The 20,258-nt window shown below is 57.7% G+C and carries 19 protein-coding genes; 13 read left to right on the forward strand and 6 right to left on the reverse strand.

Annotation, left to right across the window (positions count from 1 at the left end):
- Nucleotides 1-151 precede the first annotated feature (151 nt).
- The 7 genes from QP503_RS03420 to pknB are packed head-to-tail and all read left to right on the forward strand — an operon-like array spanning nucleotide 152 to nucleotide 9,151.
- Nucleotides 152-856, forward strand: a complete 705-nt coding sequence (locus QP503_RS03420; protein WP_103632839.1) for an FHA domain-containing protein — start codon at nucleotides 152-154, stop codon at nucleotides 854-856.
- On the forward strand, nucleotides 853-1,347 hold the full coding sequence (locus QP503_RS03425) for an FHA domain-containing protein FhaB/FipA (protein ID WP_006680648.1): 495 nt from the start codon (nucleotides 853-855) through the stop codon (nucleotides 1,345-1,347). Before QP503_RS03420 ends, QP503_RS03425 begins: the two co-directional genes overlap by 4 nt.
- Nucleotides 1,347-2,669 (forward strand): PP2C family protein-serine/threonine phosphatase, encoded by a 1,323-nt coding sequence (locus tag QP503_RS03430; protein WP_103632841.1) that lies wholly within the window; start codon nucleotides 1,347-1,349, stop codon nucleotides 2,667-2,669. The genes QP503_RS03425 and QP503_RS03430 overlap by 1 nt, the downstream gene beginning before the upstream one ends.
- Nucleotides 2,669-4,060, forward strand: a complete 1,392-nt coding sequence (locus QP503_RS03435; RefSeq protein WP_103632842.1) for an FtsW/RodA/SpoVE family cell cycle protein — start codon at nucleotides 2,669-2,671, stop codon at nucleotides 4,058-4,060. Before QP503_RS03430 ends, QP503_RS03435 begins: the two co-directional genes overlap by 1 nt.
- Nucleotides 4,057-5,511 (forward strand): peptidoglycan D,D-transpeptidase FtsI family protein, encoded by a 1,455-nt coding sequence (locus QP503_RS03440; protein ID WP_285069532.1) that lies wholly within the window; start codon nucleotides 4,057-4,059, stop codon nucleotides 5,509-5,511. The genes QP503_RS03435 and QP503_RS03440 overlap by 4 nt, the downstream gene beginning before the upstream one ends.
- Nucleotides 5,508-7,172 carry a serine/threonine-protein kinase gene (locus tag QP503_RS03445; RefSeq protein WP_179370098.1) on the forward strand — a complete coding sequence of 555 codons (1,665 nt, stop codon included), beginning with the start codon at nucleotides 5,508-5,510 and terminating at the stop codon, nucleotides 7,170-7,172. The genes QP503_RS03440 and QP503_RS03445 overlap by 4 nt, the downstream gene beginning before the upstream one ends.
- The gene (gene pknB, locus QP503_RS03450; RefSeq protein WP_103632845.1) at nucleotides 7,145-9,151 is read left to right on the forward strand and encodes a Stk1 family PASTA domain-containing Ser/Thr kinase; all 2,007 of its coding nucleotides are present in this window, start codon (nucleotides 7,145-7,147) and stop codon (nucleotides 9,149-9,151) included. The genes QP503_RS03445 and pknB overlap by 28 nt, the downstream gene beginning before the upstream one ends.
- A 384-nt stretch (nucleotides 9,152-9,535) precedes the next feature.
- On the opposite strand, the gene QP503_RS03455 is transcribed toward pknB, so the two are convergent.
- The 3 genes from QP503_RS03455 to QP503_RS03465 are packed head-to-tail and all read right to left on the reverse strand — an operon-like array spanning nucleotide 9,536 to nucleotide 11,272.
- A complete protein-coding gene (locus tag QP503_RS03455; RefSeq protein WP_006680642.1) occupies nucleotides 9,536-9,688 on the reverse strand; it encodes a hypothetical protein in 153 nt (50 codons plus the stop codon).
- Between the two features lie 48 nt (nucleotides 9,689-9,736).
- On the reverse strand, nucleotides 9,737-10,486 hold the full coding sequence (locus tag QP503_RS03460; RefSeq protein ID WP_103632846.1) for a class E sortase: 750 nt from the start codon (nucleotides 10,484-10,486) through the stop codon (nucleotides 9,737-9,739).
- 18 nt (nucleotides 10,487-10,504) lie between these two features.
- Nucleotides 10,505-11,272 (reverse strand): DUF881 domain-containing protein, encoded by a 768-nt coding sequence (locus QP503_RS03465; RefSeq protein ID WP_285069533.1) that lies wholly within the window; start codon nucleotides 11,270-11,272, stop codon nucleotides 10,505-10,507.
- 252 nt (nucleotides 11,273-11,524) lie between these two features.
- Here QP503_RS03465 and QP503_RS03470 point away from each other — a divergent pair, with 252 nt between their 5' ends.
- Nucleotides 11,525-11,788, forward strand: a complete 264-nt coding sequence (locus QP503_RS03470) for a cell division protein CrgA (protein ID WP_103632848.1) — start codon at nucleotides 11,525-11,527, stop codon at nucleotides 11,786-11,788.
- Between the two features lie 148 nt (nucleotides 11,789-11,936).
- On the opposite strand, the gene QP503_RS03475 is transcribed toward QP503_RS03470, so the two are convergent.
- Both QP503_RS03475 and QP503_RS03480 read right to left on the reverse strand, forming a co-directional pair.
- The gene (locus QP503_RS03475) at nucleotides 11,937-12,791 is read right to left on the reverse strand and encodes a rhomboid family intramembrane serine protease (RefSeq protein WP_103632849.1); all 855 of its coding nucleotides are present in this window, start codon (nucleotides 12,789-12,791) and stop codon (nucleotides 11,937-11,939) included.
- A gap of 252 nt (nucleotides 12,792-13,043) precedes the next feature.
- Entirely contained in the window at nucleotides 13,044-13,565 is a 522-nt protein-coding gene (locus QP503_RS03480) for a peptidylprolyl isomerase (protein WP_006680637.1), read from the reverse strand.
- 142 nt (nucleotides 13,566-13,707) lie between these two features.
- On the opposite strand from QP503_RS03480, the gene QP503_RS03485 reads away from it, so the two are divergent.
- Nucleotides 13,708-14,337 carry a hypothetical protein gene (locus QP503_RS03485; RefSeq protein WP_103632850.1) on the forward strand — a complete coding sequence of 210 codons (630 nt, stop codon included), beginning with the start codon at nucleotides 13,708-13,710 and terminating at the stop codon, nucleotides 14,335-14,337.
- A 329-nt stretch (nucleotides 14,338-14,666) separates the two neighbouring features.
- On the opposite strand, the gene QP503_RS03490 is transcribed toward QP503_RS03485, so the two are convergent.
- Nucleotides 14,667-15,539 carry a Cof-type HAD-IIB family hydrolase gene (locus tag QP503_RS03490; RefSeq protein WP_179370097.1) on the reverse strand — a complete coding sequence of 291 codons (873 nt, stop codon included), beginning with the start codon at nucleotides 15,537-15,539 and terminating at the stop codon, nucleotides 14,667-14,669.
- A 152-nt stretch (nucleotides 15,540-15,691) separates the two neighbouring features.
- Here QP503_RS03490 and QP503_RS03495 point away from each other — a divergent pair, with 152 nt between their 5' ends.
- The 4 genes from QP503_RS03495 to QP503_RS03510 all read left to right on the forward strand — a co-directional run bounded on the left by QP503_RS03495 (nucleotide 15,692) and on the right by QP503_RS03510 (nucleotide 20,252).
- On the forward strand, nucleotides 15,692-17,434 hold the full coding sequence (locus tag QP503_RS03495) for an adenosylhomocysteinase (protein ID WP_285069534.1): 1,743 nt from the start codon (nucleotides 15,692-15,694) through the stop codon (nucleotides 17,432-17,434).
- The gene (locus QP503_RS03500; protein ID WP_103632851.1) at nucleotides 17,427-18,728 is read left to right on the forward strand and encodes an amidohydrolase family protein; all 1,302 of its coding nucleotides are present in this window, start codon (nucleotides 17,427-17,429) and stop codon (nucleotides 18,726-18,728) included. Before QP503_RS03495 ends, QP503_RS03500 begins: the two co-directional genes overlap by 8 nt.
- Nucleotides 18,725-19,258, forward strand: coding sequence for a cupin domain-containing protein (locus QP503_RS03505; protein WP_285101251.1), 534 nt, complete (start codon nucleotides 18,725-18,727; stop codon nucleotides 19,256-19,258). Before QP503_RS03500 ends, QP503_RS03505 begins: the two co-directional genes overlap by 4 nt.
- A 124-nt stretch (nucleotides 19,259-19,382) precedes the next feature.
- Nucleotides 19,383-20,252 (forward strand): ABC transporter substrate-binding protein, encoded by an 870-nt coding sequence (locus tag QP503_RS03510; protein ID WP_219585571.1) that lies wholly within the window; start codon nucleotides 19,383-19,385, stop codon nucleotides 20,250-20,252.
- The last annotated feature ends 6 nt before the right edge of the window (nucleotides 20,253-20,258 follow it).

A 20,258-nucleotide genomic window follows, 5' to 3' on the forward strand; every position in this document is an offset into this window, starting at 1 on the left:
CCCTCACTTTCGCGTTGACGGTTAAACTGTTTTTGTTACGTGTGTGCATTTACGCTCACGCGAAGCGTTTTTCCGTTGGAAGAGAGTCGATATTTCGGCGATCAACCGCCAGAAAAGCGTCCAATACCGCCTGTCCCTAGGAGTACCGAGCATGAGCATCTTTGATCGCTTTGAGAACGCAGTTGAGCGTGGTGTCAACGATGCCTTTTCGAAGGTTTTTCGTTCCGGCATTAAAGCGGTTGATGTGAACTCGGCTATTCGTCGCGCGATGGACGATTCGGCGCAGGAGCTGTCAACGGAGCGCACGATCGCGGCGAATCATTTCACGGTGTTTGCTACGCCGGCTGATTTGGATTCGTTGGAAGCTGACTTGAATGTTCTTGCGGACGAATTCGCAACGCAGGCGACCGAGCATGCTGCGGACAACGGGTACGCCCTGCTTGGCCCGGTAAGCGTTGAGTTCCGCGAGGATGACAAGGAGCAGGCAGGCAAGTTGCGCGTCGAGGCTTCGAATAAGCGTGGGAGTGTCGCGCCAGCGACTGCCTCGTCTCCTTCGCCTGAGCACCCGATCATTGAGGTGAATGGCGAGCGTTGGCTACTGACAGAACCCGTGACGGTGATTGGTCGCGGTACCGAAGCCGATATTATCGTCGCCGACACCGGCGTTTCGCGCCGTCACCTTGAACTGCGAATCACGCCGACCGGTGTGATTGCTACTGATCTTGGTTCCACGAATGGCACGTTTGTTGAGGGCCACAAGATTGATGCTGCGACCCTGCTGGATGGTAACCAGCTGACGATTGGTCGTACTGTCATCGACTTTTGGACTCACCCGGAAACGGGGGGTGATGAATGACCTCGGATCTCGCGTTTACGGTTTTTAGGATCGGGTACCTGGTCCTGCTGTGGTTGCTCGTGTTGGGTGCCGTGAATACGTTGCGTCGCGACGTGTTTGGCACGGTTGTTACCCCGCGTGGTAAGGGCAGAAAGGCCGCTGATCAGCGTCGTAAAGAGAATCGACGAAACCGCCACCAGGCTCGGAACTTAGAGCCCGATGTGCCACGGAACGTGTTGCTGACGGGTGGCCCGCTTGTGGGAACTGTTCTTCCGTTGGGAACGACACCGATTGTGATTGGGCGTTCGCCCGCGTCGACGCTTGTGCTTGAGGATGAGTACGCGTCGGGGCGTCATGCTCGCCTTCAGCCTTCTGAGCAAGGCTGGTGGATCGAGGATTTGAGTAGCCGTAATGGCACCTTCGTTGATGATGAGCGTCTGAGCGAGCCTCGTCTGCTTCATTCGGGCGATGTTGTGCGTATTGGGCAGACCACGTTTGAATTGGTGAGCTGATGGCAGCTGCCCCGATTGAATTCCGTTGCGCGGCCCGTTCTGACGTTGGGTTGGTTCGAAGCAATAACCAGGATTCTGGTTATGCGGGTCCGAACCTGCTTGTTTTAGCCGATGGCATGGGTGGTCCTGCCGGTGGCGATATTGCGTCAAGCGTTGCGATTGCGCACCTTGTTCCTCTGGATTCGGATTCGTATCCTGCGGACAAGATGCTGCCGTTGCTTCGCGAAGCGTTGATGGATGCGCACGATGAACTGTCGGATCGTTCTCGTCGAGACAAGGATCTTGAGGGTCTGGGGACGACGTGTATTGCTGTGATGCGTTCGGGCAATAAGTTGGCGATGGTTCATATCGGCGATTCGCGCGCCTATGTTTTGCGTGGAGAGGCTCTCACGCAGGTAACAACGGACCATTCGTTCGTTCAGTATCTGGTGGAGTCCGGTCAAATCACGCCTGAAGAGGCAGAACACCATCCGAATAAGAATGTTGTTTTGCGTGTTTTGGGCGATTCTCAGGCGGATGTGACTCCGGATGAGACGATCCGCGAAGCGGTTGTCGGCGATCGTTGGTTGCTTTGCTCCGATGGTCTGTCGGGTGTTGTGTCTCCCGAGACGTTGGGGGCTGTTCTTGCCGAAATTGATGATCCCGGTGAGTGCGCTGAAGAGTTGATTCGCCTTGCGCTTCGCGCGGGCGGTCCTGACAACATCACGTGCGTTGTTGCTGACATTGTCAAGCCCGGGTCGTATCCGGTTGGGCCTCCCCAGATTGTGGGCGCGGCGGCGATTGATCGTCATGCTGCTTCTCGCGGTGGCGAGGGTGCGGCTGGGCGCGCGGCGGCTTTGCGGAAGCAACGCCGTTTGGCGATTGACGAAGATGACGGCGAGGATCAGACGAAGCGTCGCGCTTGGTTCGCCCCGCTTTTGGGCCTTGTTGTCGCTGTTCTGCTCGGTGTTGGCGGATGGCTTGGTTGGTCGTGGACGCAGAGCCAGTATTACGTGATCGGCCAGGATGGCTACGTCGTTATCTACCAGGGCATTCCGCAGTCGTTGGGACCGTGGAAGTTCTCGCACGCCGTCGAAGTCACGGATCTTTCGTTGGCTGAGTTGACCGATGCGGACCGTCAACGCCTGAAGGATCCTGTTCTGCGTTCGTCGCGCGAGAAGATCGATCAGTACATTGATCAGTTGCGTCTGAACAAGAAGAGCTTTAAGTCTGCACTGAACGCTGATAACTCTCAGTCTGACGATAGCGCTCAATCCGCGTCCTCAGGACAGTCGGGAGCTCAATCAGGTTCGACGAATAACAGTTTGGCGAGTGGTCACTGATGGCTCTTGTGACCGTTGCTCCCGCGAAGCCTCGTCGCGGTCTTGAAATTATTCTTTTGCTGGTTGCTTTGACAGTCGGTATTGGCGGATATGTTCTGACCAACATTAATCGCACGGGTGAGTTGCCCGGCAATCTTGCGATGCACGCCGGTATTTTGCTGGCGATTGCGATTGTCGCCGAGGTGGGGATGCATTTCCTGGCACCCTTCGCTGACCCCGTGATTCTGCCGATTGCGGTAGCGCTCACCGGCCTGGGTTTGGCGATGATTTATCGCTTGGATATGTCCTACGATGCGCTTGGTCAGGCGACTGTCGACATGCGTCAGCTGATGTTTGTGGGCATCGCAATTGCTGTCGCCGCGTTGATTCTGATCGTGTTGAAGGACCATCGTTCGTTGCGTCGTTACACGTACACGTTCGGTGTCCTGTCCTTGATCCTGCTACTGCTCCCGATGATTCCGGGGCTCGGTGTCGAAACGTTCGGGGCACGAGTCTGGATCCGCATTGGTTCGATGTCGTTCCAGCCCGGCGAGCTGGTGAAGATCACGCTGGCACTGTTCTTTGCCGGCTACTTGGTGACGAATCGTGACAATCTTGCGATTGGTGGACGTCAGTTCCTTGGAATGCGATTGCCTCGCGCCCGCGACTTGGGTCCGATTCTGCTTGTCTGGTTGATCGGTATTGCGATTCTTGTTTTGCAGCGCGATCTTGGTACCTCGCTCCTGTTCTTCAGCCTGTTCGTGGCAATGCTGTACGTGGCAACGAATCGAGTGTCGTGGCTGGTCATCGGTTTCGTCATGTTCGTGCCCGCTGTTGCGCTGACAGTCAAGGCATTCCCGCACGTCGCGAATCGTTTCTCGGTGTGGTTGAACGCGTTGGATCCCGAGGTTTATGAGCAGACGGGCGGGTCGTTCCAGCTGGTGCAGTCGCTGTTCGGTCAGGCATCGGGCGGTTTGATGGGGACAGGTTGGGGTCGTGGCTACCCACAGTTGGTTCCTCTTGCCAATTCTGACTTCATTCTTTCGTCGCTTGCCGAAGAATTGGGTTTGACCGGTTTGGCCGCAATTCTGGTGCTGTATCTGGTGCTGATTGAACGCGGTTTACGTGCCGCCATTTCCGTTCGTGACGGTTTCGGGAAGCTGCTGGCAACGGGTTTGAGTTTCTCGCTGGCAATTCAGCTGTTCGTTGTGTTGGGCGGTATTACTCGCCTGATCCCGCTAACGGGTCTGACGGCGCCGTTCTTGGCAGCCGGCGGCTCGTCAATGGTGTCGTCGTGGTTGACTGTCGCGCTGTTGATTCGCGTGTCCGATGCGGCTCGTCGTCCCGCCGCCACACCTGCTCCGTGGAACTCAGGTATCCAACCGTCAGTTGCACGTGAGGTGAACGCATGAACCATCAGATTCGTCGCTTGTCCATCGTCATCTTCGCAATGTTTGCTCTGCTTGGTTTGGCTGCAACGAACAATCAGTTCCTTCAGGCTCCGTCTTTAAACGCCGATGGGCGTAATGAACGCACTATTTTGCACGCGGCGGAAACGGATCGCGGTCCGATCATTGTTGCGGGTTCGGCGATTGCGTCGTCAACGAAGATTGAGGGCTCTCATCGTTTCCAGCGTTCCTATTCTCAGGGTCCGCTTTATGCTTCGGTGACCGGGTATTTCTCGTCCGCATTTTCGCAGGCAACCGGGCTTGAGTCGGCCGCTGAATCAACATTGGACGGACAGTCTCAGGCTCTTCTTGGTCAGCGTCTTCACAACCTGTTTACGGGCGCTTCTCGCCAGGGCGGTGGCTTGGTGCTGACGTTGGATCCGACCCTCCAGCAGATTGCCGCTGATCAGTTGGGTAACCGCAAGGGCGCCGTCGTGGCGTTGAATGCAAAGACCGGCGCGATTTTGGCGATGTATTCATCTCCCAGCTATGACCCGAATTCTCTGGCCGCCTTCGATTCCGAGGCGGTGAGTGACGCGTATAAGGCTCTGACGGAAGATCCGAACGAGCCCCTATCGAACCGTGCGATCGCGGGTAATCGCTATGAGCCAGGTTCGACGTTCAAGATTTTGACGTCAATCGCTCTGATCGAAAATGGTGTCGCTTCACCATCCACGAATGTGGAATCCCCCGTTTCAACAGTGCTTCCCGGAACTCAGACGACGGTGTCGAACATTGAGTCTTCGACGTGTGGCGATGGGAATCCGACGTTGGCTGAAGCGTTTGCACGATCGTGCAACACGTCGTTCATTCTTGCCGCGCAGTCTCTTTCTCACAATCAGCTTGCCGATGTGGCGTCGCGTTTCGGTTTCGGCGCGTCCCAGTCGATTCCGCTTGCTGTGACTCCTTCGGTTTTCCCTGAAACGACGGATGCGGCCCAGTTGGCGATGAGCGCTATCGGCCAGTATTCAGTTCAGGTGACGCCACTTGAAATGGCTGAGATTGCTCAGACGATCGCTAACGGTGGTCAGATGATGACGCCCTACTTGGTGTCGCAGGTTGTGGATGCTGATTTGGCTGTCCAGTCCGAGACCAACCCGACTGTGTTGCGCACCCCGATTAGTGCCGATATTGCGACGCAACTGACCGAGATGATGAAGGGTGTTGTCAATCAGCCGTATGGCACGGGCACATCCATGGCGATCGACGGCATTTCCGTGGCGGCGAAGACCGGCACGGCGGAAACGGGCACTAACGGACACGCGAACGCGTGGGCGGTGGGTTTTGCTCCCGCTGATGATCCGCAGATTGCCTTCGCTGTCCTTGTCGAGGGTGACGATACGGATCCAGCTCCTCACGGTGGAACCGTTGCCGGCCCAATTGCTCGCGCGCTTCTAGAGGCAGGTATCCAATGAGTTCTTCCACAAAGTATTCAGCGGGCAAGAAGCTGGGCGGTCGTTACACGCTACTCACGCCGATTGCTCAAGGTGGCATGGGCGAGGTCTGGAAGGCCCGCGATCAGGTGACCGGTCGCATGGTGGCCGCAAAGGTATTGCGCCCGGAGTTCTCTGGCGAAGAGTTGTCCCTGTCGCGTCTGCGTATCGAAGCGAATAATGCGATGCGTATCCAGCACCCGAATATTGCGAACGTGCAGGATTCTGGCGAGCAGGATGGTCGCGGCTGGATCGTCATGGAGCTGGTTGAAGGCAAGCCCCTCAATCACTACTTGAAAGACGGTCATCGCATTGCCACGCAGGACCTCGTCCCCGTGCTGATGCAGGTCGCGATGGCGCTCGGCGCAGCGTCGGAAGCCGGGGTTGTCCACCGTGATATTAAGCCCGCGAATATTCTGGTGCGCCCCGACGGCATCGTGAAGCTGACCGATTTTGGTATTTCGCGCTCGAATAATCAGGCGGCTCTGACCGCCGCGGGAATGGTGATGGGCACGGCTCAGTACCTTCCGCCCGAGCAGGCAATGGGGGAAATCGCGACATCGTTGGGTGATTTGTACGCCTTGGGTGTGATTGCGTACGAGGCTGCTGCCGGGCAGCGACCCTTTACTGGCAAGACGCAAGTTGATATTGCGTTCTCGCACGTGAATGATCCTGTTCCTCCCCTGCCTTCTGACGTGCCGCGTCCGCTTGCTGACATCATTTGTCACCTCTTGGAAAAGAAGCCGGAGAAGCGCCCCGACTCTGGTGTGGCGTTGGTCCGCGAGCTGTCGAAGGCGGCAAAGCAGATGGGTATTTCTGTAGCAACTCATCCGCTTCCCGACCCATTCCCAGAGGCGAAGATGGAGCCGACGCAGGTTCACCCGTCTCCCGTGGCAGCGCCGGTTCATCACACGAAGCGTCGCAGTCTTCCCGAGGAACTGCTGGAACGCCCAGCGGGCCTTGATACTCCAACGGATCCGCAGAACCTTACGCAACAGTCAGATTCGCAGGATCCTCAAAACGTAAACTCCCAGACAGAACACTCACAGTCGCTCTCAGGAGATGCCATGCCATCGAACAAGGGGGATGTGGACTTAGATCCAACCGCGGTGCGTCGTCGTCAGCTCAGTGAACGACTGAAGGAACGTGCTCGCGTCCGCGAAGAGGCTGACACGGCTCACGCTTCGGTGTCGCCGACACTTCCACCACCACCGGCTCTCACCGACAAACGTTCGGCCATCGATTCAGCCAAGCGCTCAGGAACGCAGGCCGTGACCTCGTCCCCCCAGACGAAGACGCGCCAGCAGAAACTGTCGTCGCCACCACCCAAGCGGGTCAGACCGAAGCCGTCGAGCCAGGCGAGCAGGCAGGTCTGGTACTCCGTGTCGAAGCGGAATGCGCCACCGGTGAGCACCGTGCCCCCGACTCCGACTCAGTACAACAGGTCGGTGGTTGCGCCACCTGTTTCAAAGGGTCGACGCATCATCCAAGCAATCATCATTGCCCTGATAATCATCGCGATTCTCGCGGGCGCATATTTCATTCTTCAGCACATGTTCGGGTCACTCACGTCGCTTCTCAGTGACGGGCTCCCCACCACGAAGGAGGTTCAGACATGGCAGACTCCATGGGCCGCCGTCTAGCCGGCAGGTACGAGGTTCGCTCACTGATCGGGCGTGGCGGTATGGCGGAAGTCCACCTGGGCTTCGATACGCGCCTATCACGCGTTGTCGCAATCAAGATGCTGCGCTCTGACCTAGCACGAGACTCCGTGTTCCAGGCGCGTTTCAGGCGTGAAGCGCAGTCGGCTGCTTCTTTGAACCACGCGAATATTGTGGCCGTGTACGACACGGGCGAGGAAATGCTGACCGGCCCTGACGGTCGTGCTATCTCCGTGCCGTACATCGTGATGGAGTACGTTGAGGGGCACACGGTCAAGGAACTGCTCGCTGACGGTACTCCGGTGCCGATCAACGAGGCCGTTGCCATCGTATCCGGCGTGTTGGGCGCGCTTGAATACTCCCATTCGCAGCATTTGGTGCACCGGGATATCAAGCCGGGCAACATCATGTTGACGAATGACGGCAAGGTGAAGGTCATGGACTTCGGTATCGCGCGTGCGATCACCGATTCGCAGGCGACGATGACGCAGACGAACGCTGTCGTTGGCACTGCCCAGTACCTGTCGCCCGAGCAGGCTCGCGGTGAGCAGGTGGACGCGCGTTCCGACTTGTACTCCACCGGCGTTGTCCTGTTTGAGTTGCTGACCGGTCGTCCGCCGTTTACCGGCGATTCGGCTGTTGCCGTTGCCTACCAGCATGTTCAGCAGTTGCCTCCCACACCGTCGTCGATCACCCCGGATGTTCCCGAGGCACTTGATCGCGTCGTCATGAAGGCTCTGGCAAAGGATCGCACAGACCGCTACACGTCAGCTGCCTCTATGCTGGCTGATTTGATGCGAGCGTCGCACGGTGGCCACGTGAATGCTCCAGCCGTTGCGGTGTGGGCGGACACGGTTCCGATGGCTGCGGCAAACGTAGCTAATTCGCAGCCGACTCAAACGTTGCCTCCGGCAGTTGCTTCCCCGTCAAATGCGACAACGACCTTTGCGCCCGTTGCGACGCAGGAGTTTGAGGAAGAACCGAAAAAGAAGTCGAAGAAGGGCATTATTGTCGCGCTTGTCATTGTGGCTCTGCTACTGATGGGCGGTATTTGGTACGCACTGTCGCATGCTTCTTCGGATAAAGAGATGGTCGCTGTCCCCGACAATCTGATCGGAATGACGCAGGCGGAGGCGAAGTCCGCAGTTGAGTCTGTTGGCTTGGTGTTCGCGATTTCGAATGAGACGGTTGCCTCTGACGAGATTGAAGAAGGCAAGGTCGCCGAGACTGATCCGCCGTCGGGCGATCAGGTTGAGGTTGGTTCGACCGTGACAGCCAAGTTGTCGAGTGGCGCTGAATCCGTTGTTATTCCTGACAATCTAGTGGGTATGAGCCCGGATGCCGCGAAGCAGGCAATTGAGGCTCTGGGGCTTGTGTATGAACAGACCGCTGACCCTGTTGCTTCTGCGGATGTGGAAGAAGGCAAGGTTGCTCAGGTGAACCCGTCGGTTGGTTCGAAGGTCAAGAAGGGATCGACCGTGAAGGTCAGTCTGTCGTCGGGCCCGAAGAGCGTTGAGGTTCCGGATGTTACGGGTATGACGCAGGATCAGGCGCGCGAGGCTCTGGCTGCGAAGGGCTTGACGGTTGGTTCCGTTCAGGTGTCGGATGACCCGAGCCAGAAGGAAGGTCTAGTGATTTCCACTAACCCGGCTGCTGGCACGTCGGTTAATAAGGACACGGCGGTCACGTTGACTGTGTCTTCTGGCAAGATCACGATTCCTTCAGGTTTGGTTGGTTACGACCAGGCGCATGTTGTTCAGACTTTGCAGGAGCTTGGCTTGCGCACATCGGTGACGGAGCAGTACTCGAACAATCTGGAAGCTGGCGGTGTTCTGGCGGTGAATCCGACTGAGGGTTCTGTTGTCGCCCAGGGTTCGACCGTGAACCTTACGGTGTCGAAGGGTCCGCAGACTCCTCCGGCTAATCCGAACAATTCCGGTCAGGCGAACTCGGGTAGCTAGTGGGTAGTTATCCGATTCACCGTGGGTGGATTTGATTGACGAGGCCTGGCGGGGATCATATGATCCCCGCCAGGTTACGCTGAAGGTTGTTGGAACTTTCACCGCAACATCAACAGATGCAAACCTTAACTATGCGCCCTCACTCATAGTGGCGTATTTCCGCTCAGCTACAACAGGCTTCAAGCTCCGCGCCCGTCCAGGCGTGGCCTCGTCCCCCTTAAGCCACCCTGATAGAATCACGCCGATTCCACGCGCCAGAACACGTTGGCAACGCGTCACAACGACACCAAGATCAAACGAACCGGCACGAACCATCCGCGCGTATGCGGAAAAGTATCAGCCGAACGCCACCTGAAACGGCGAAAGCGTCAACGGGTGAACAGGTCAGACGGACGCTTCGCCCAACTCTAAGTATTCCTGGGCCCACGGGTAACCCCACTCAAGAAGAGCGTAGGCAACAAGGCCAATCAGAACCAACGACTCAATCACCTTCAACCATGTCGGTCCGGGAAGATGACGAAAAATCCAAGCGTACATGTGGATCAAATGTCCTTTTCAAGCGATGTTCAAGCGGAGAAAATGGGATCAGGCTGCGGGTTCGTCCGCCAGCGCACTGGGCACGCCAGTGTCCTTAGGAGTCCATGACTTGAACTTCAGGTGAACAATGAAACGTTGCGAGTTCCCGTATTCGGGGTGGCAAGTAGTCATGGTCATCCAACGTTCCGTGGGCACCTGGCTCCACGTGACATCATCAATCACGGGGGCGACGACGCGGTAGTTGTCCGGGTCATTGGCCTCAACAATTTCGCTGGTTTCCATAGTGTACGTGACGTAGTGGTTGTCGAGTTCGACAACAACGGGGTCGCCGACGGACAGGCGGTCGATCCAGCGGAAGTTATTACCGTAGGTGCGACGGTGGCCGGCAACAGAGAAGTTGCCGATGTCGCCGGGCTGAGCGGTGTCCTCATAGTGGCCTGCGAAACCCTGGTCTAGGACGAATGTCGACGTGGTTTCCGCCAACGGAATCTTCATCCAGTTCCACTTTGGGACATGAATAAGGCCGTAGATCTGGTTCGGGTCAACGCTGGTGGTCATTGACGGCGGGTCATCCGTGCGTTCCTCACCAACGTTTGTGGTAGCGGGCGCGTGCGCTTGGGCGTATGTTTCGATCGCTTGCTGGCGAGGTCCTTCAACTTTGAAAGACGTCCAGTAGAGCTGCCAGAGTGCGAAACCAATCAAAACGATGGCGACGGTAATGAAGAGTTCACCAATCACTCCAAGAGCGACGCTGAGCGGCGAGGCCTTCTTTTGGGGTGCAATATGTGCGCCTGCCATGGAACGCCTTGTCATGTTTTAGTCCACCACCTGTGCGTATGAGTTAAATGTCTTCACGCTAGCCGCGGGAAGATGAAGGGATTTGTTCGTCTCCAGATCCCAGCCAAGGCCATACAAAGCAACGTAGGCCTTGTAATTAACAATACGGGGATTTGCGTTGACCTTCTCTGTGAGCGCGTTCGGATCACCAATGGCTTCCACCACGTATGGCGGAGAAAAAGGCTGTCCGTCAACAAGAATCACGTTGCCAATGCATCGGATCACTGTTTGTCCGGTCACGCGTACTCCTTGGACAGTCATGGCTTCCGCGCCACCATTCCAGAGCGCGTTCATCACGTCTTCAATGTCCTGCTGGTGAATGACTAGGTCGTTCGGTGTAGCACCGTCGGGAATCGCCTGCTGGGGTGCGTCCGTGAGCGTAATAGTCACACCTGGGCCGGTCACGGGCTGTGCTGCCAGTGAGGTAATGGACGTATCCTCGGTCTGCGTTTGGCCGGACGAGTTGGCGTATTGAGAGACGATGTCGCGCAGTGCGTTCACCTCAAAATCAAGCGTTTCGACTTCATCCTGCGAGGCTCGTACCAGCGAAATCAGGTTGGTATCTCGCCCGAGGTTGTCGGCGTCATTCTTCGCCTGCGCTGAAACGATGAACAGCAAGCCGCAAGCCGCGGTGACAATAAAAACGGATGTGGCCGCGCGTGGAGACAGTGGCGCAAACTTCCGTAGCTTGCGCAGGGCCACGTGCCAGGGGCCGTCGAAGTGCGAAATGTGGGGCTTGGGTTTCATCGACGAGGCCGCCTTCTTTTTCGAACGCGACCTCGGTTCAAAGGCGGGTGGGCTCGAGGAATCGGATTTTTGTGATGCCTCGGGTGGAGTCAAATGGGGCGAATCGTCCTGATTGTGTGCCATCAATGCCTCCTTCCCGCGTTGCACTTTGGTTTGTCGTTACTTGGAAGACTACGCTAAAGGGGTTAGCGTTCTGCGATGCCTTTCCGAGAAGTAGTCGGCAAGGGCACCAAAGTTCAATTGAGGAGAAACGTGGCTGAGAACAAAAAGCGCAAGAATACGAAGCACCAGGTTCCCGAAGATCAGGATCTCAACGCCTGGACCGCAGGTATTCCGCTGAGCCCCAGCTGGTGGGCACCGGCTTTCGTTGCCCTTCTTCTCATCGGCCTTGTGTGGCTGATGGTCTACTACATTTCTTCGGGCGTTTACCCGATTCCCGGCATCGACTGGTGGAACATGGTGATCGGCCTGGGCATCATGATGGTGGGTTTCTTGATGACGCTCCGCTGGCGATGACCTGTTGATAAAGGTTTCCCGCTAGATTTCAACAATCACAAGAGTTATCCCCAGGTGTTTCCACACCTGGGGATAAATTACATCCGTGTAACTTAGACAATCACACAGATTGTGGATAACTCGCATAAACCTCGAGATTTCAACGAATTTATCCGAGAACCTCGAAAATCACTTCGTAGGTCAAGCCAATCAAGGCGATCGCAGCAACATACATACCCACAGTTATCCACAAGGCCTGACGTTCCTGCTTTTTCGCAGTAATTCCAGGCTTTGCACGCCCCTGACGCCAATAAATCCACGTCGCCAACGCGCCCGTGGCAAGGCCACCCACGTGCCCCTGCCACGACACATTCGGGACAATAAAACCGATCAGCAAGTTCACAAGTAAGAGGCCCACAACGGCCCTCGTATCCATACCCGACTGCTTCTGCAAAACGAACATCGCACCGAACAAACCGAACACAGCGCCGGACGCGCCCACGGTCACCGTCCCAAGCGACGACGGTTGAATCAAGACCCACGCCAAAACAAACAGCGACGCACCAATCGCACTCAGCAGATAAACAGACAAATACCGGGTACGCCCCAACACCTGCTCAAGCTCAATACCCACCGAGTATAAAGCCAACATATTGAACGCAATATGCATGAACCCGCTGTGAAGGAACGCAGTCGTCAAGAACCGCCACACCTGGCGGTAACCCACCGCAGGGTTAAAGAACAGCCAATTCCCCACCAACGGCAACACGAAGGACAAGATGAACAACGCAACGTTGATACCAATCAGCGTGTACGTCACAACCGGCTGACCACTGGGAACACGTGGCCTGCGAACGTTCGCGCACTCCACGCACACTGAACGAACCTCGGTCCGCACCGTGCAATCAACACACATCGGACGATTGCACTTCTTGCAATAATCCACCGAACGCACACCCGGGTGACGCGGGCACTCAGGAGCCGCATACGGGTTCGAACGCTGTCCATACAAAGGCGTCGACATGCTCTATATCCTCCACACACCGCCAGAAACCAGACACACCATCCCGCTCCCGACGCTCACGAGCAACCAAAATCGCTCTTACCGTCTGAATACACCTAGGGCGGACAGACGCACGAATCCACACGGGATCCGCTCCCCCATCCGCCCCACAATGAAGAAAACGTGATCGATCAAGTGGAGGCGGCCTCGCCAATCAGCAACAATTACCCAAGCGGGAAACCACGCCGAACACGAGACACGCCAACCTCACACTCAGTCGACGATCGAAACCGACTCGATCACAACGTCATTCACTGGACGATCATTCGCGCCCGTCGCAGTCGTTGCAATCGCGTCGACAACCTTCTTCGACTCTTCGTCTTTGACCTCACCGAAAATGGTGTGGTTGCCCAGCAACCACGGGGTCGGCGCAACCGTGATGAAGAACTGCGAACCATTCGTGCCCTTGCCCATACGCTTGCCAGCATTCGCCATGGCCAGCAGGTAGGGGCTGTTGAAGTTGAGTTCCGGGTGGATCTCATCGTTGAACTGGTAGCCCGGGCCACCAGTACCGGTGCCCAGCGGGTCACCACCCTGAATCATGAAGCCCGAAATAACGCGGTGGAAAATCGTGCCGTCGTAAAGCGGACGCGACGTCTTCTGGCCGGTCATCGGGTCAACCCACTCGCGCTCGCCACGAGCCAGCGTGACAAAGTTATTCACCGTGTTCGGTGCGTGGTTCGGGAACAGTTCAATGTTGATATCACCCATAGAGGTGTGCAGTGTTGCTTCCATGTCTTCATCGTCCCAGAAAAGGCGCCAAAAGGCATGATCTGGAGCCACCCGATTTTGTCGCTAGGGGTGCAGATCACAAAACTTCGGTGCACAATGGGAAGACGCGGTACAAACCGCAGCAACTATTGGAAGGATTCGGACTATGGCCAACACACCGAACTTCGACACGGAGAAACTTCGCAACGAAGCACTCCAACTGCGCGACGCGGTCGCCGTGCACGCCGGACGGGTGGCAGTGAAAGCCACCGAACTCGCTGAACAGGGCATCGACTGGGCAGCACCTCGCGCCCAAGCAGCACTGAACGAAGCAATCGACCGCGCAACACCGGTCGTCGAAGACGTCACCGCTCGCGCCGTTGACGCAGCAGACCGCGCACGCCCCGCATTCGAAAAGGCACGCGAAGAGGTCGTCGAAGACTACATTCCGCGCATCCAGCGAGCCGTCCACGAAGGTGGCGCAGCGCTCGCCGCAGAGGGAACGCCGTTGCTTGAACGCGCACGTCACGCCAGCGAAGCATCGCAGGCAGCTCTCACCACCCCGACAAAGAAGGTCATCGTGAAGAAACACCGCTTCCTCCGCGCCATCGGATGGACCGCCCTTGCAACAACCGTCGCCGGCGCCGGCTACGTGCTCTGGAAGCGTAGCCAGCCGATCGAAGATCCCTGGGCCGAAGAATACTGGGCCGACCTGGAAACGACTGTCGACCTTCCCACCACCGAACCTGAAAAGGTCGAAGGCGTCGAGCAGATTGACACCGCAACCGAAGAGTGAGCTCTCGGCGAAGTGAGTTCACTCAGAAGTGAGCCTCCGGCGCAACAAGATGACAGCGAAGTGGAATTCACGGGAAAGTGAACCCCTCGGAAGAGCGCAACTGAGCCTCACACCCCTCGCCATCACACGTTAAAGCTGGTGGTCATGCGATTGATGTCGCGTGACCACCAGTTTTGTGTTTGAGAAGCATCAGTTGTGCGTTTGTGGGTCACCAGCTTTGCTCGCGCGTTTCTCTCGTCGCGCGTCACCAACTACACCCCACGCGACACAACCACACATTTCAGGACAAAAGTGTCGCATCAAGCGCAGTCGGGGTCACTTCGCGAAAATCAGTCATCTCCTATCAGGGTGCGAACAACCTGGCCGACACCATCCTCATTGTTGGACGGCGCAATATATCGGGCTTCCGCAACAACGTCAGCGTGAGCGTTCGCCATGGCGAACGACCAGTCGGCGTACTTGAACATGGAGATGTCGTTGTGGAAGTCGCCGAATGCTGCGGTCTGCGCGGGCGTCACGCCAAGAGCGTCCTGCAGTGCGAGCACAGCATCACCCTTGTCGACGCCACGAATCTGCAGGTCAGCCCAGTTATCTCCGGAAACCGCATACTGGTGAGTGTCCGCGAAGTTCGCAAGTGTTGCTTCAGCCAGCGGGCCCACCGGGTCAAGACACATGACGGCGAGCTTCACGATGTCGTCGTCGATTTCACCGGAATCGATCATGTCGATGATCTCGTGCTGATCGGCGATTCGTTTGGTGCGGTGGTAGTAGGGCAGGACGCCGTCAACAAATAGGTCGTCCGTGCGTTCAACGTAGGCGAATTGCTTGCCACACATGACTAGGCCACCATTGATTCCGGTTGCGACGGCGTCGCGCACCATGTCGATGGCACGGTGGAGAGTTTCGTGGTCGATGGGGCTGGATGAAACTTCCTTGCCGTCTTTCATGACAATCGCACCGTTTTCAGCGATGACTGTCATTCCGGGGCGTCCGGGGAACATGTCGAGCAACGTCCATGCTTGGCGTCCTGATGATGGGGCGAACACGATCCCACGCTCATCCATGATGTCGAGGAGTTCAGGGAGTCTCTCGGGGAAGTTTTTGTCGTCATCGAGCAGGGTGCCGTCCATGTCGACAGCGACAAGACGCAGGTCGCAGTCGGTAGCGAGGGATGACAGGTCGGTGGGTTCAAGCAGTGTCATGCTTCGATTGTCCCCGATTGTTGGGGACGTATCCGACACGAAAGCTGTTCCTGGTCTCATTTCATGCGTGAGATTGTCGACGTTTATGCGATTGTGTTCGAATTCTTGTGCTCTGACTGTGCGTGAGACTACGTCTTGCTAGCGTCGTTGGTATGAAATACGTTCGTCCTTTTGCTTCGACCTCTTCTGATTCGCGTGCCATCGCGCAGGTTGTGGTGCGTCGTTTCGCGGCAACGACGAATCTGCTGGTTGCTGGTCGCTCGTTTGCGATTCTGACGTCCGCGAGCGCGTCCTCGCCATGGTGGTGCGAGGTGTACGAGGCACTGGGGTCGTTGCTCTCAGGGTTTGGCGCGCATGTCAGGTTTGTGAATTCGGTTGACGAGGCCACCGCTGACGCGGTGGTTGTACGTCCCGAAGAGGCTGACGAGCAATCGTTAGGGCACATTAGTGTGGTGGTGGGCGTGAATGAGGCGCCCGTTGTGCGTGTGAATCCGTCGCAGGTTGGCATGTATGTGAATGTGGATGAGGAGCCTGATGTTCGCCAGATTCCTCCCCACGTTCAGGTTCTTGATTCGGACGGGAAGCTTCTTCGGGATCCCTATGATCCTAAGAATGATGCGAGTTATGCGCAGCGTCGTCTGGCGTGGGCGCGATCATTCATGCCGGTGACGCGCGCGACGGTCAGTGATCTTGTAGCAACGGGCGCTCTTAAGGGTCGTCATGTCGGGCTCGCGTTGGTATTGGAGCCGAAGACGGCGGTGCTCGCTCTCCTGCTGAAGGAAGCGGGCGCGATGGTCAGCGTGTTTGGGCACGCAGATGAAACTCGGGACGATGTGGCGGATCAGCTTCGTGCGGCAGGGCTTGCCGTCTTTGCGGAGTCGAGCGCGACACCGGAGCGTGAAGAAGAGCTTGCTCGCCAGTTTCTGACCAGTGGGATCGAGTTCCTGCTCGATGATGGATCGCATCTGATCCGCATGGCGCATGACGAGACGCGCGCTCCTAACGCTCTGACTACCTTGAAGGGTGCCGCGGAAGAGACGACGTCGGGGATTCGTCCGCTTCGGGGCTTTCCGTTACGCATCCCGGTGATGGCATCGAATGATGCGCGCTCGAAGACTCTTTTCGATAACGCGTATGCGACGGGCCAGTCCTGTTTGCTGACTTCTCTGGACCTCGTTGATCCGCAGTTACAGGGGGTTCCGCTCTGGAATCAGCGTTTCGTGGTTGTGGGCTACGGCGATGTTGGCATGGGCGGTGCTCGCTTTGCCCGCGCGTGTGGCGCTCTGGTGACGGTGGTGGAGCTCGATCCGGTGCGCGAACTGCGCGCTCGCATGGACGGGTTCCAGACAGCCTCGCTTCTCGATGCCTGCGCGAACGCCGATTGGGTGATGAGCGCAACCGGCGAACATGACACGATCACCCTCGAAGCCCTCACTGCAATGCCCGACGCGTGCGTGGTGACAGTATCCGGTGGCGTAACCGACGAAGTTGCCCTTTCAGAGGCTCTCAAAGCCGGTTGGACTTGGGCAGATAGCAATGATCGCGCAGTCGGTCTGCTCTACGTTCCCGCGACGGCTACAGATCCTGCTCTCCCAGGTAGTGCGCAGGGGAACGAGGCCACCCACCGCCACATCACGATCCTCGACAAGGGCGGGTGCATTAACTGCACAGCCGGCGAAGGCAACGCTATCGAAATCATGGATATGAGCTTCGCCGTCCAGGTGTCTTCACTGCGCGAACTGCTCACGCACGAGAACCCCACACACGATCCGTTATCACCGGGCGTGCACTCCCTGCCCGAGGATGCAGATAATCTGGTCGCACGGCGCGCGCTCGACCTGCAGTGGACGACCGAACCCCAACCGATTTCTTTCGCGAAGGAAACTCATGTCTAACGTTCAAGTCTGGTCTGCCGGACTGGTTATCCCGATTACCGCTCCGTCCGTCATGGATGGCGCTGTCGCAGTGAAAGATGGTCGCATCGAGCACGTTGGGGCGCGCGACTGGGTTCTGGAAACGCTGGCCGAGCGCGGACTGTCATATTCGGAGCGCCACTTTGATGGGGTTCTGCTTCCCGGCCTCGTGAATGCGCACACGCACCTGCAGTACACGGGAATGGCCGAAGTTGGTGTCAAGCAATACAGAGGGATGCCCGACTGGATCAGCGGGTTCAACGCCGTCTACGACGCAGGCGGTTTGGATTGGGGTAAGGATGCGTCGACCGGCGCGCACATGCTCCTCGAAGCGGGCACGACCAGCGCCGCCGACGTAGTGACCGATCCCGAAGCCGCGTCCGCACTTCACAACGCTGGCTTACACGGCATCGCCTACTGGGAGGTCATGGACTGGACGAACGACGACTGGAAAGAGCGCGGGCCCGCAACCGTCGAGAAGGCTCTCGACGCAATGCCCACCCCTCCTGCCGTCGGCATTTCGCCACACGCCCCCTACTCACTCGAAGCTGACCCGCTACTCGATCTGCCCGACTTGGCGCGCAGACGCGGAGTTCGACTGCACATTCACCTCGGTGAATCACACTCGGAAGCCGAATGGGCTGAAGGCCGCACGGGCGAACTCTCAGACCTCTGGCGCACCGGTGACTCGTCGTCGTTCACGGCGATGCGCGCTCGCGGTGGCGGTTTCTCAGCGACGCAGTTCGTTGACCAGCTGGGAGTTCTCGGCCCCGACTGCCACGTTGCGCACGGCGTGTACATGACGGCAGATGATCGTCGCCGTCTGCGTTCTCGTTCAACTGCCGTGGCGCTTTGCCCGCGTTCGAACCGTGTCATTGGTTTGGATGCGCCACCCGTGGCCGCCTACCTCAATGAGGGCAATATGATTGCTGTCGGCACCGACTCGCTGTCATCGTCGCCCTCGCTGGACGTAATGGAAGATGTTGCCGTCCTGTTCGATATCGCACGCAACCAGGGGTATCGCGCGTCCGACCTGGCACGTAGGTTACTCAACGCCGCAACACTAGGGGGTGCGTGGGCCATGGGACTCGCGACGGGACCGGATCGCGTCGGTCAGCTTCAAGCGGGCGCGGTGGCAGACCTGTGCGTCATCGATGTCCCTGTTTCCGACATCACGGGCTCAATCGAAGACGTTGTTCGCTACGGCGCGGGTCGCCAAGTTGAAACAGTGATCGCAGGTCAGGTCAGGTTCTCGCGCGACGGAAGCCTCCGATGACCGATCAGCTAGACGTTTCCACCGAGGCGATCGGCCTCGTGAATTCTCTTTGCCTTGAGCCACACCCCGAGGGTGGCTGGTTCCGCAGAACATGGACAGCGCCCGCGGTCGTGGAAACGGAGGGTGGGCGACGAGCGACCGCGTCCGCGATCCTGTTCCTGCTCGACCAGGACATGGAAGCCCGCTGGCACGTCGTCCGCTTCGATGAGTTGTGGCTCTGGCATGGGCCGGGCGCGCTCGAAATCCAGTTCGGCGGAACCGGGGACGCGCCATGCAACCAACCCGAAACCATCATCTTGGGTGCACCCCAGGTTTCGACAGGGAACGAGGCCGGAACCCAGTCCGCATCGCCTTCACCTGATCAGGCCGGAACACCGCAGGTGCCCACCGACGCGGCGAACCCTGTTCAGGTCCTGGTGAAAGCAGGAACATGGCAGCGAACGTTCGCACGCGATAGCGTCGCATTGGCAACGTGTGTTGTCTCACCCGAATTCACCTACGAAGACTGGAGACTCGCAGAAAACGTGTGATTTTCTTGTCACAAACGTCCGTGAAGCAAGATTGCAGACGAATCTGTACATGGTCGCCCCGTAGGCTGAAGAGGTCGCGGAAAACTGCGACTGAGTTTCCCATCAGGCTAACTGGAGGCATTTGATGCGCCGTTCTGTCCGTTCATTCTCCGCTCTCGCGCTGGCAACGTCTGCTGCACTGTTCCTGAGCGCATGCTCGGGTTCTGCTGACACCTCGTCGGAATCTGCCACATCGGTCGCCACTCAGTCTGGTGCGCTTGAAACCGTCACCCCCGGCAAGCTGACCATCGCCACCGGCGAACCAGCCTACTCCCCGTGGGTTATCGATAACGCTCCCGAATCCGGTGAAGGCTTCGAAGCGGCCGTCGCATACGCTGTCGCCGAAGAACTCGGCTACAGCAAGGAAAACGTCCAGTGGACCCGCGCAACCTTCGATTCGTCGATCGCTCCGGGCGCAAAGGACTGGGACATTAACCTTCAGCAGTTCTCCATCACGGACGAGCGTAAGCAGGCCGTTGATTTCTCCAGCCCGTACTACACGACCTCTCAGGCTGTTGTTGCCATTGAAGGCTCCGCTGCTGCCTCCGCTCAGAGCATCGCAAAACTGAAGGATGTTCAGTTCGGCGTTCAGGCCGGCACCACCTCGCAGCAGTTCATCACGAACACGCTTGGCGATCAGCTGTCCAAGCAGGCTTCGATCTACAACAACTCCGACGACACTCTTGCTGCCCTGCAGAACGGCCAGGTTGACGCGATCGTCGTCGACCTTCCGACCGCGTTCTACATGACCAGCGCTCAGATCGATAATGGCGTCATTGTCGGCCAGTTCGAGGCCACCTCCGATGGCGACGACTATGGCATTGTTCTGCCGAAGGGATCGAAGCTGACCGCAGCCGTCACCGCAGCCGTTGATTCCCTGCGTGACAAGGGCACCCTTTCTGAACTCCAGTCCAAGTGGCTCTCTAACACTGTCGCGGTCCCGCTGATCAAGTGACGTTTC

It is taken from the genome of Pauljensenia sp. UMB0895 (genome assembly GCF_030218905.1).
Lineage (GTDB): Bacteria > Actinomycetota > Actinomycetes > Actinomycetales > Actinomycetaceae > Pauljensenia > Pauljensenia turicensis_A.

Excerpts from the sequence above, each read along its gene's own strand:
- QP503_RS03505 (WP_285101251.1), top strand. The coding sequence starts at position 18,725 with ATGACCGATCAGCTAGACGTTTCCACCGAGGCGATCGGCCTCGTGAAT.
- QP503_RS03500 (WP_103632851.1), top strand. The coding sequence starts at position 17,427 with ATGTCTAACGTTCAAGTCTGGTCTGCCGGACTGGTTATCCCGATTACC.
- QP503_RS03425 (WP_006680648.1), top strand. The coding sequence starts at position 853 with ATGACCTCGGATCTCGCGTTTACGGTTTTTAGGATCGGGTACCTGGTC.
- QP503_RS03460 (WP_103632846.1), bottom strand. The coding sequence starts at position 10,486 with ATGGCAGGCGCACATATTGCACCCCAAAAGAAGGCCTCGCCGCTCAGC.
- QP503_RS03465 (WP_285069533.1), bottom strand. The coding sequence starts at position 11,272 with ATGAAACCCAAGCCCCACATTTCGCACTTCGACGGCCCCTGGCACGTG.
- QP503_RS03495 (WP_285069534.1), top strand. The coding sequence starts at position 15,692 with ATGAAATACGTTCGTCCTTTTGCTTCGACCTCTTCTGATTCGCGTGCC.
- QP503_RS03480 (WP_006680637.1), bottom strand. The coding sequence starts at position 13,565 with ATGGAAGCAACACTGCACACCTCTATGGGTGATATCAACATTGAACTG.
- QP503_RS03475 (WP_103632849.1), bottom strand. The coding sequence starts at position 12,791 with ATGTCGACGCCTTTGTATGGACAGCGTTCGAACCCGTATGCGGCTCCT.
- QP503_RS03440 (WP_285069532.1), top strand. The coding sequence starts at position 4,057 with ATGAACCATCAGATTCGTCGCTTGTCCATCGTCATCTTCGCAATGTTT.
- QP503_RS03510 (WP_219585571.1), top strand. The coding sequence starts at position 19,383 with ATGCGCCGTTCTGTCCGTTCATTCTCCGCTCTCGCGCTGGCAACGTCT.
- QP503_RS03435 (WP_103632842.1), top strand. The coding sequence starts at position 2,669 with ATGGCTCTTGTGACCGTTGCTCCCGCGAAGCCTCGTCGCGGTCTTGAA.
- QP503_RS03430 (WP_103632841.1), top strand. The coding sequence starts at position 1,347 with ATGGCAGCTGCCCCGATTGAATTCCGTTGCGCGGCCCGTTCTGACGTT.
- QP503_RS03445 (WP_179370098.1), top strand. The coding sequence starts at position 5,508 with ATGAGTTCTTCCACAAAGTATTCAGCGGGCAAGAAGCTGGGCGGTCGT.
- QP503_RS03455 (WP_006680642.1), bottom strand. The coding sequence starts at position 9,688 with ATGTACGCTTGGATTTTTCGTCATCTTCCCGGACCGACATGGTTGAAG.
- QP503_RS03420 (WP_103632839.1), top strand. The coding sequence starts at position 152 with ATGAGCATCTTTGATCGCTTTGAGAACGCAGTTGAGCGTGGTGTCAAC.
- pknB (WP_103632845.1), top strand. The coding sequence starts at position 7,145 with ATGGCAGACTCCATGGGCCGCCGTCTAGCCGGCAGGTACGAGGTTCGC.
- QP503_RS03485 (WP_103632850.1), top strand. The coding sequence starts at position 13,708 with ATGGCCAACACACCGAACTTCGACACGGAGAAACTTCGCAACGAAGCA.
- QP503_RS03490 (WP_179370097.1), bottom strand. The coding sequence starts at position 15,539 with ATGACACTGCTTGAACCCACCGACCTGTCATCCCTCGCTACCGACTGC.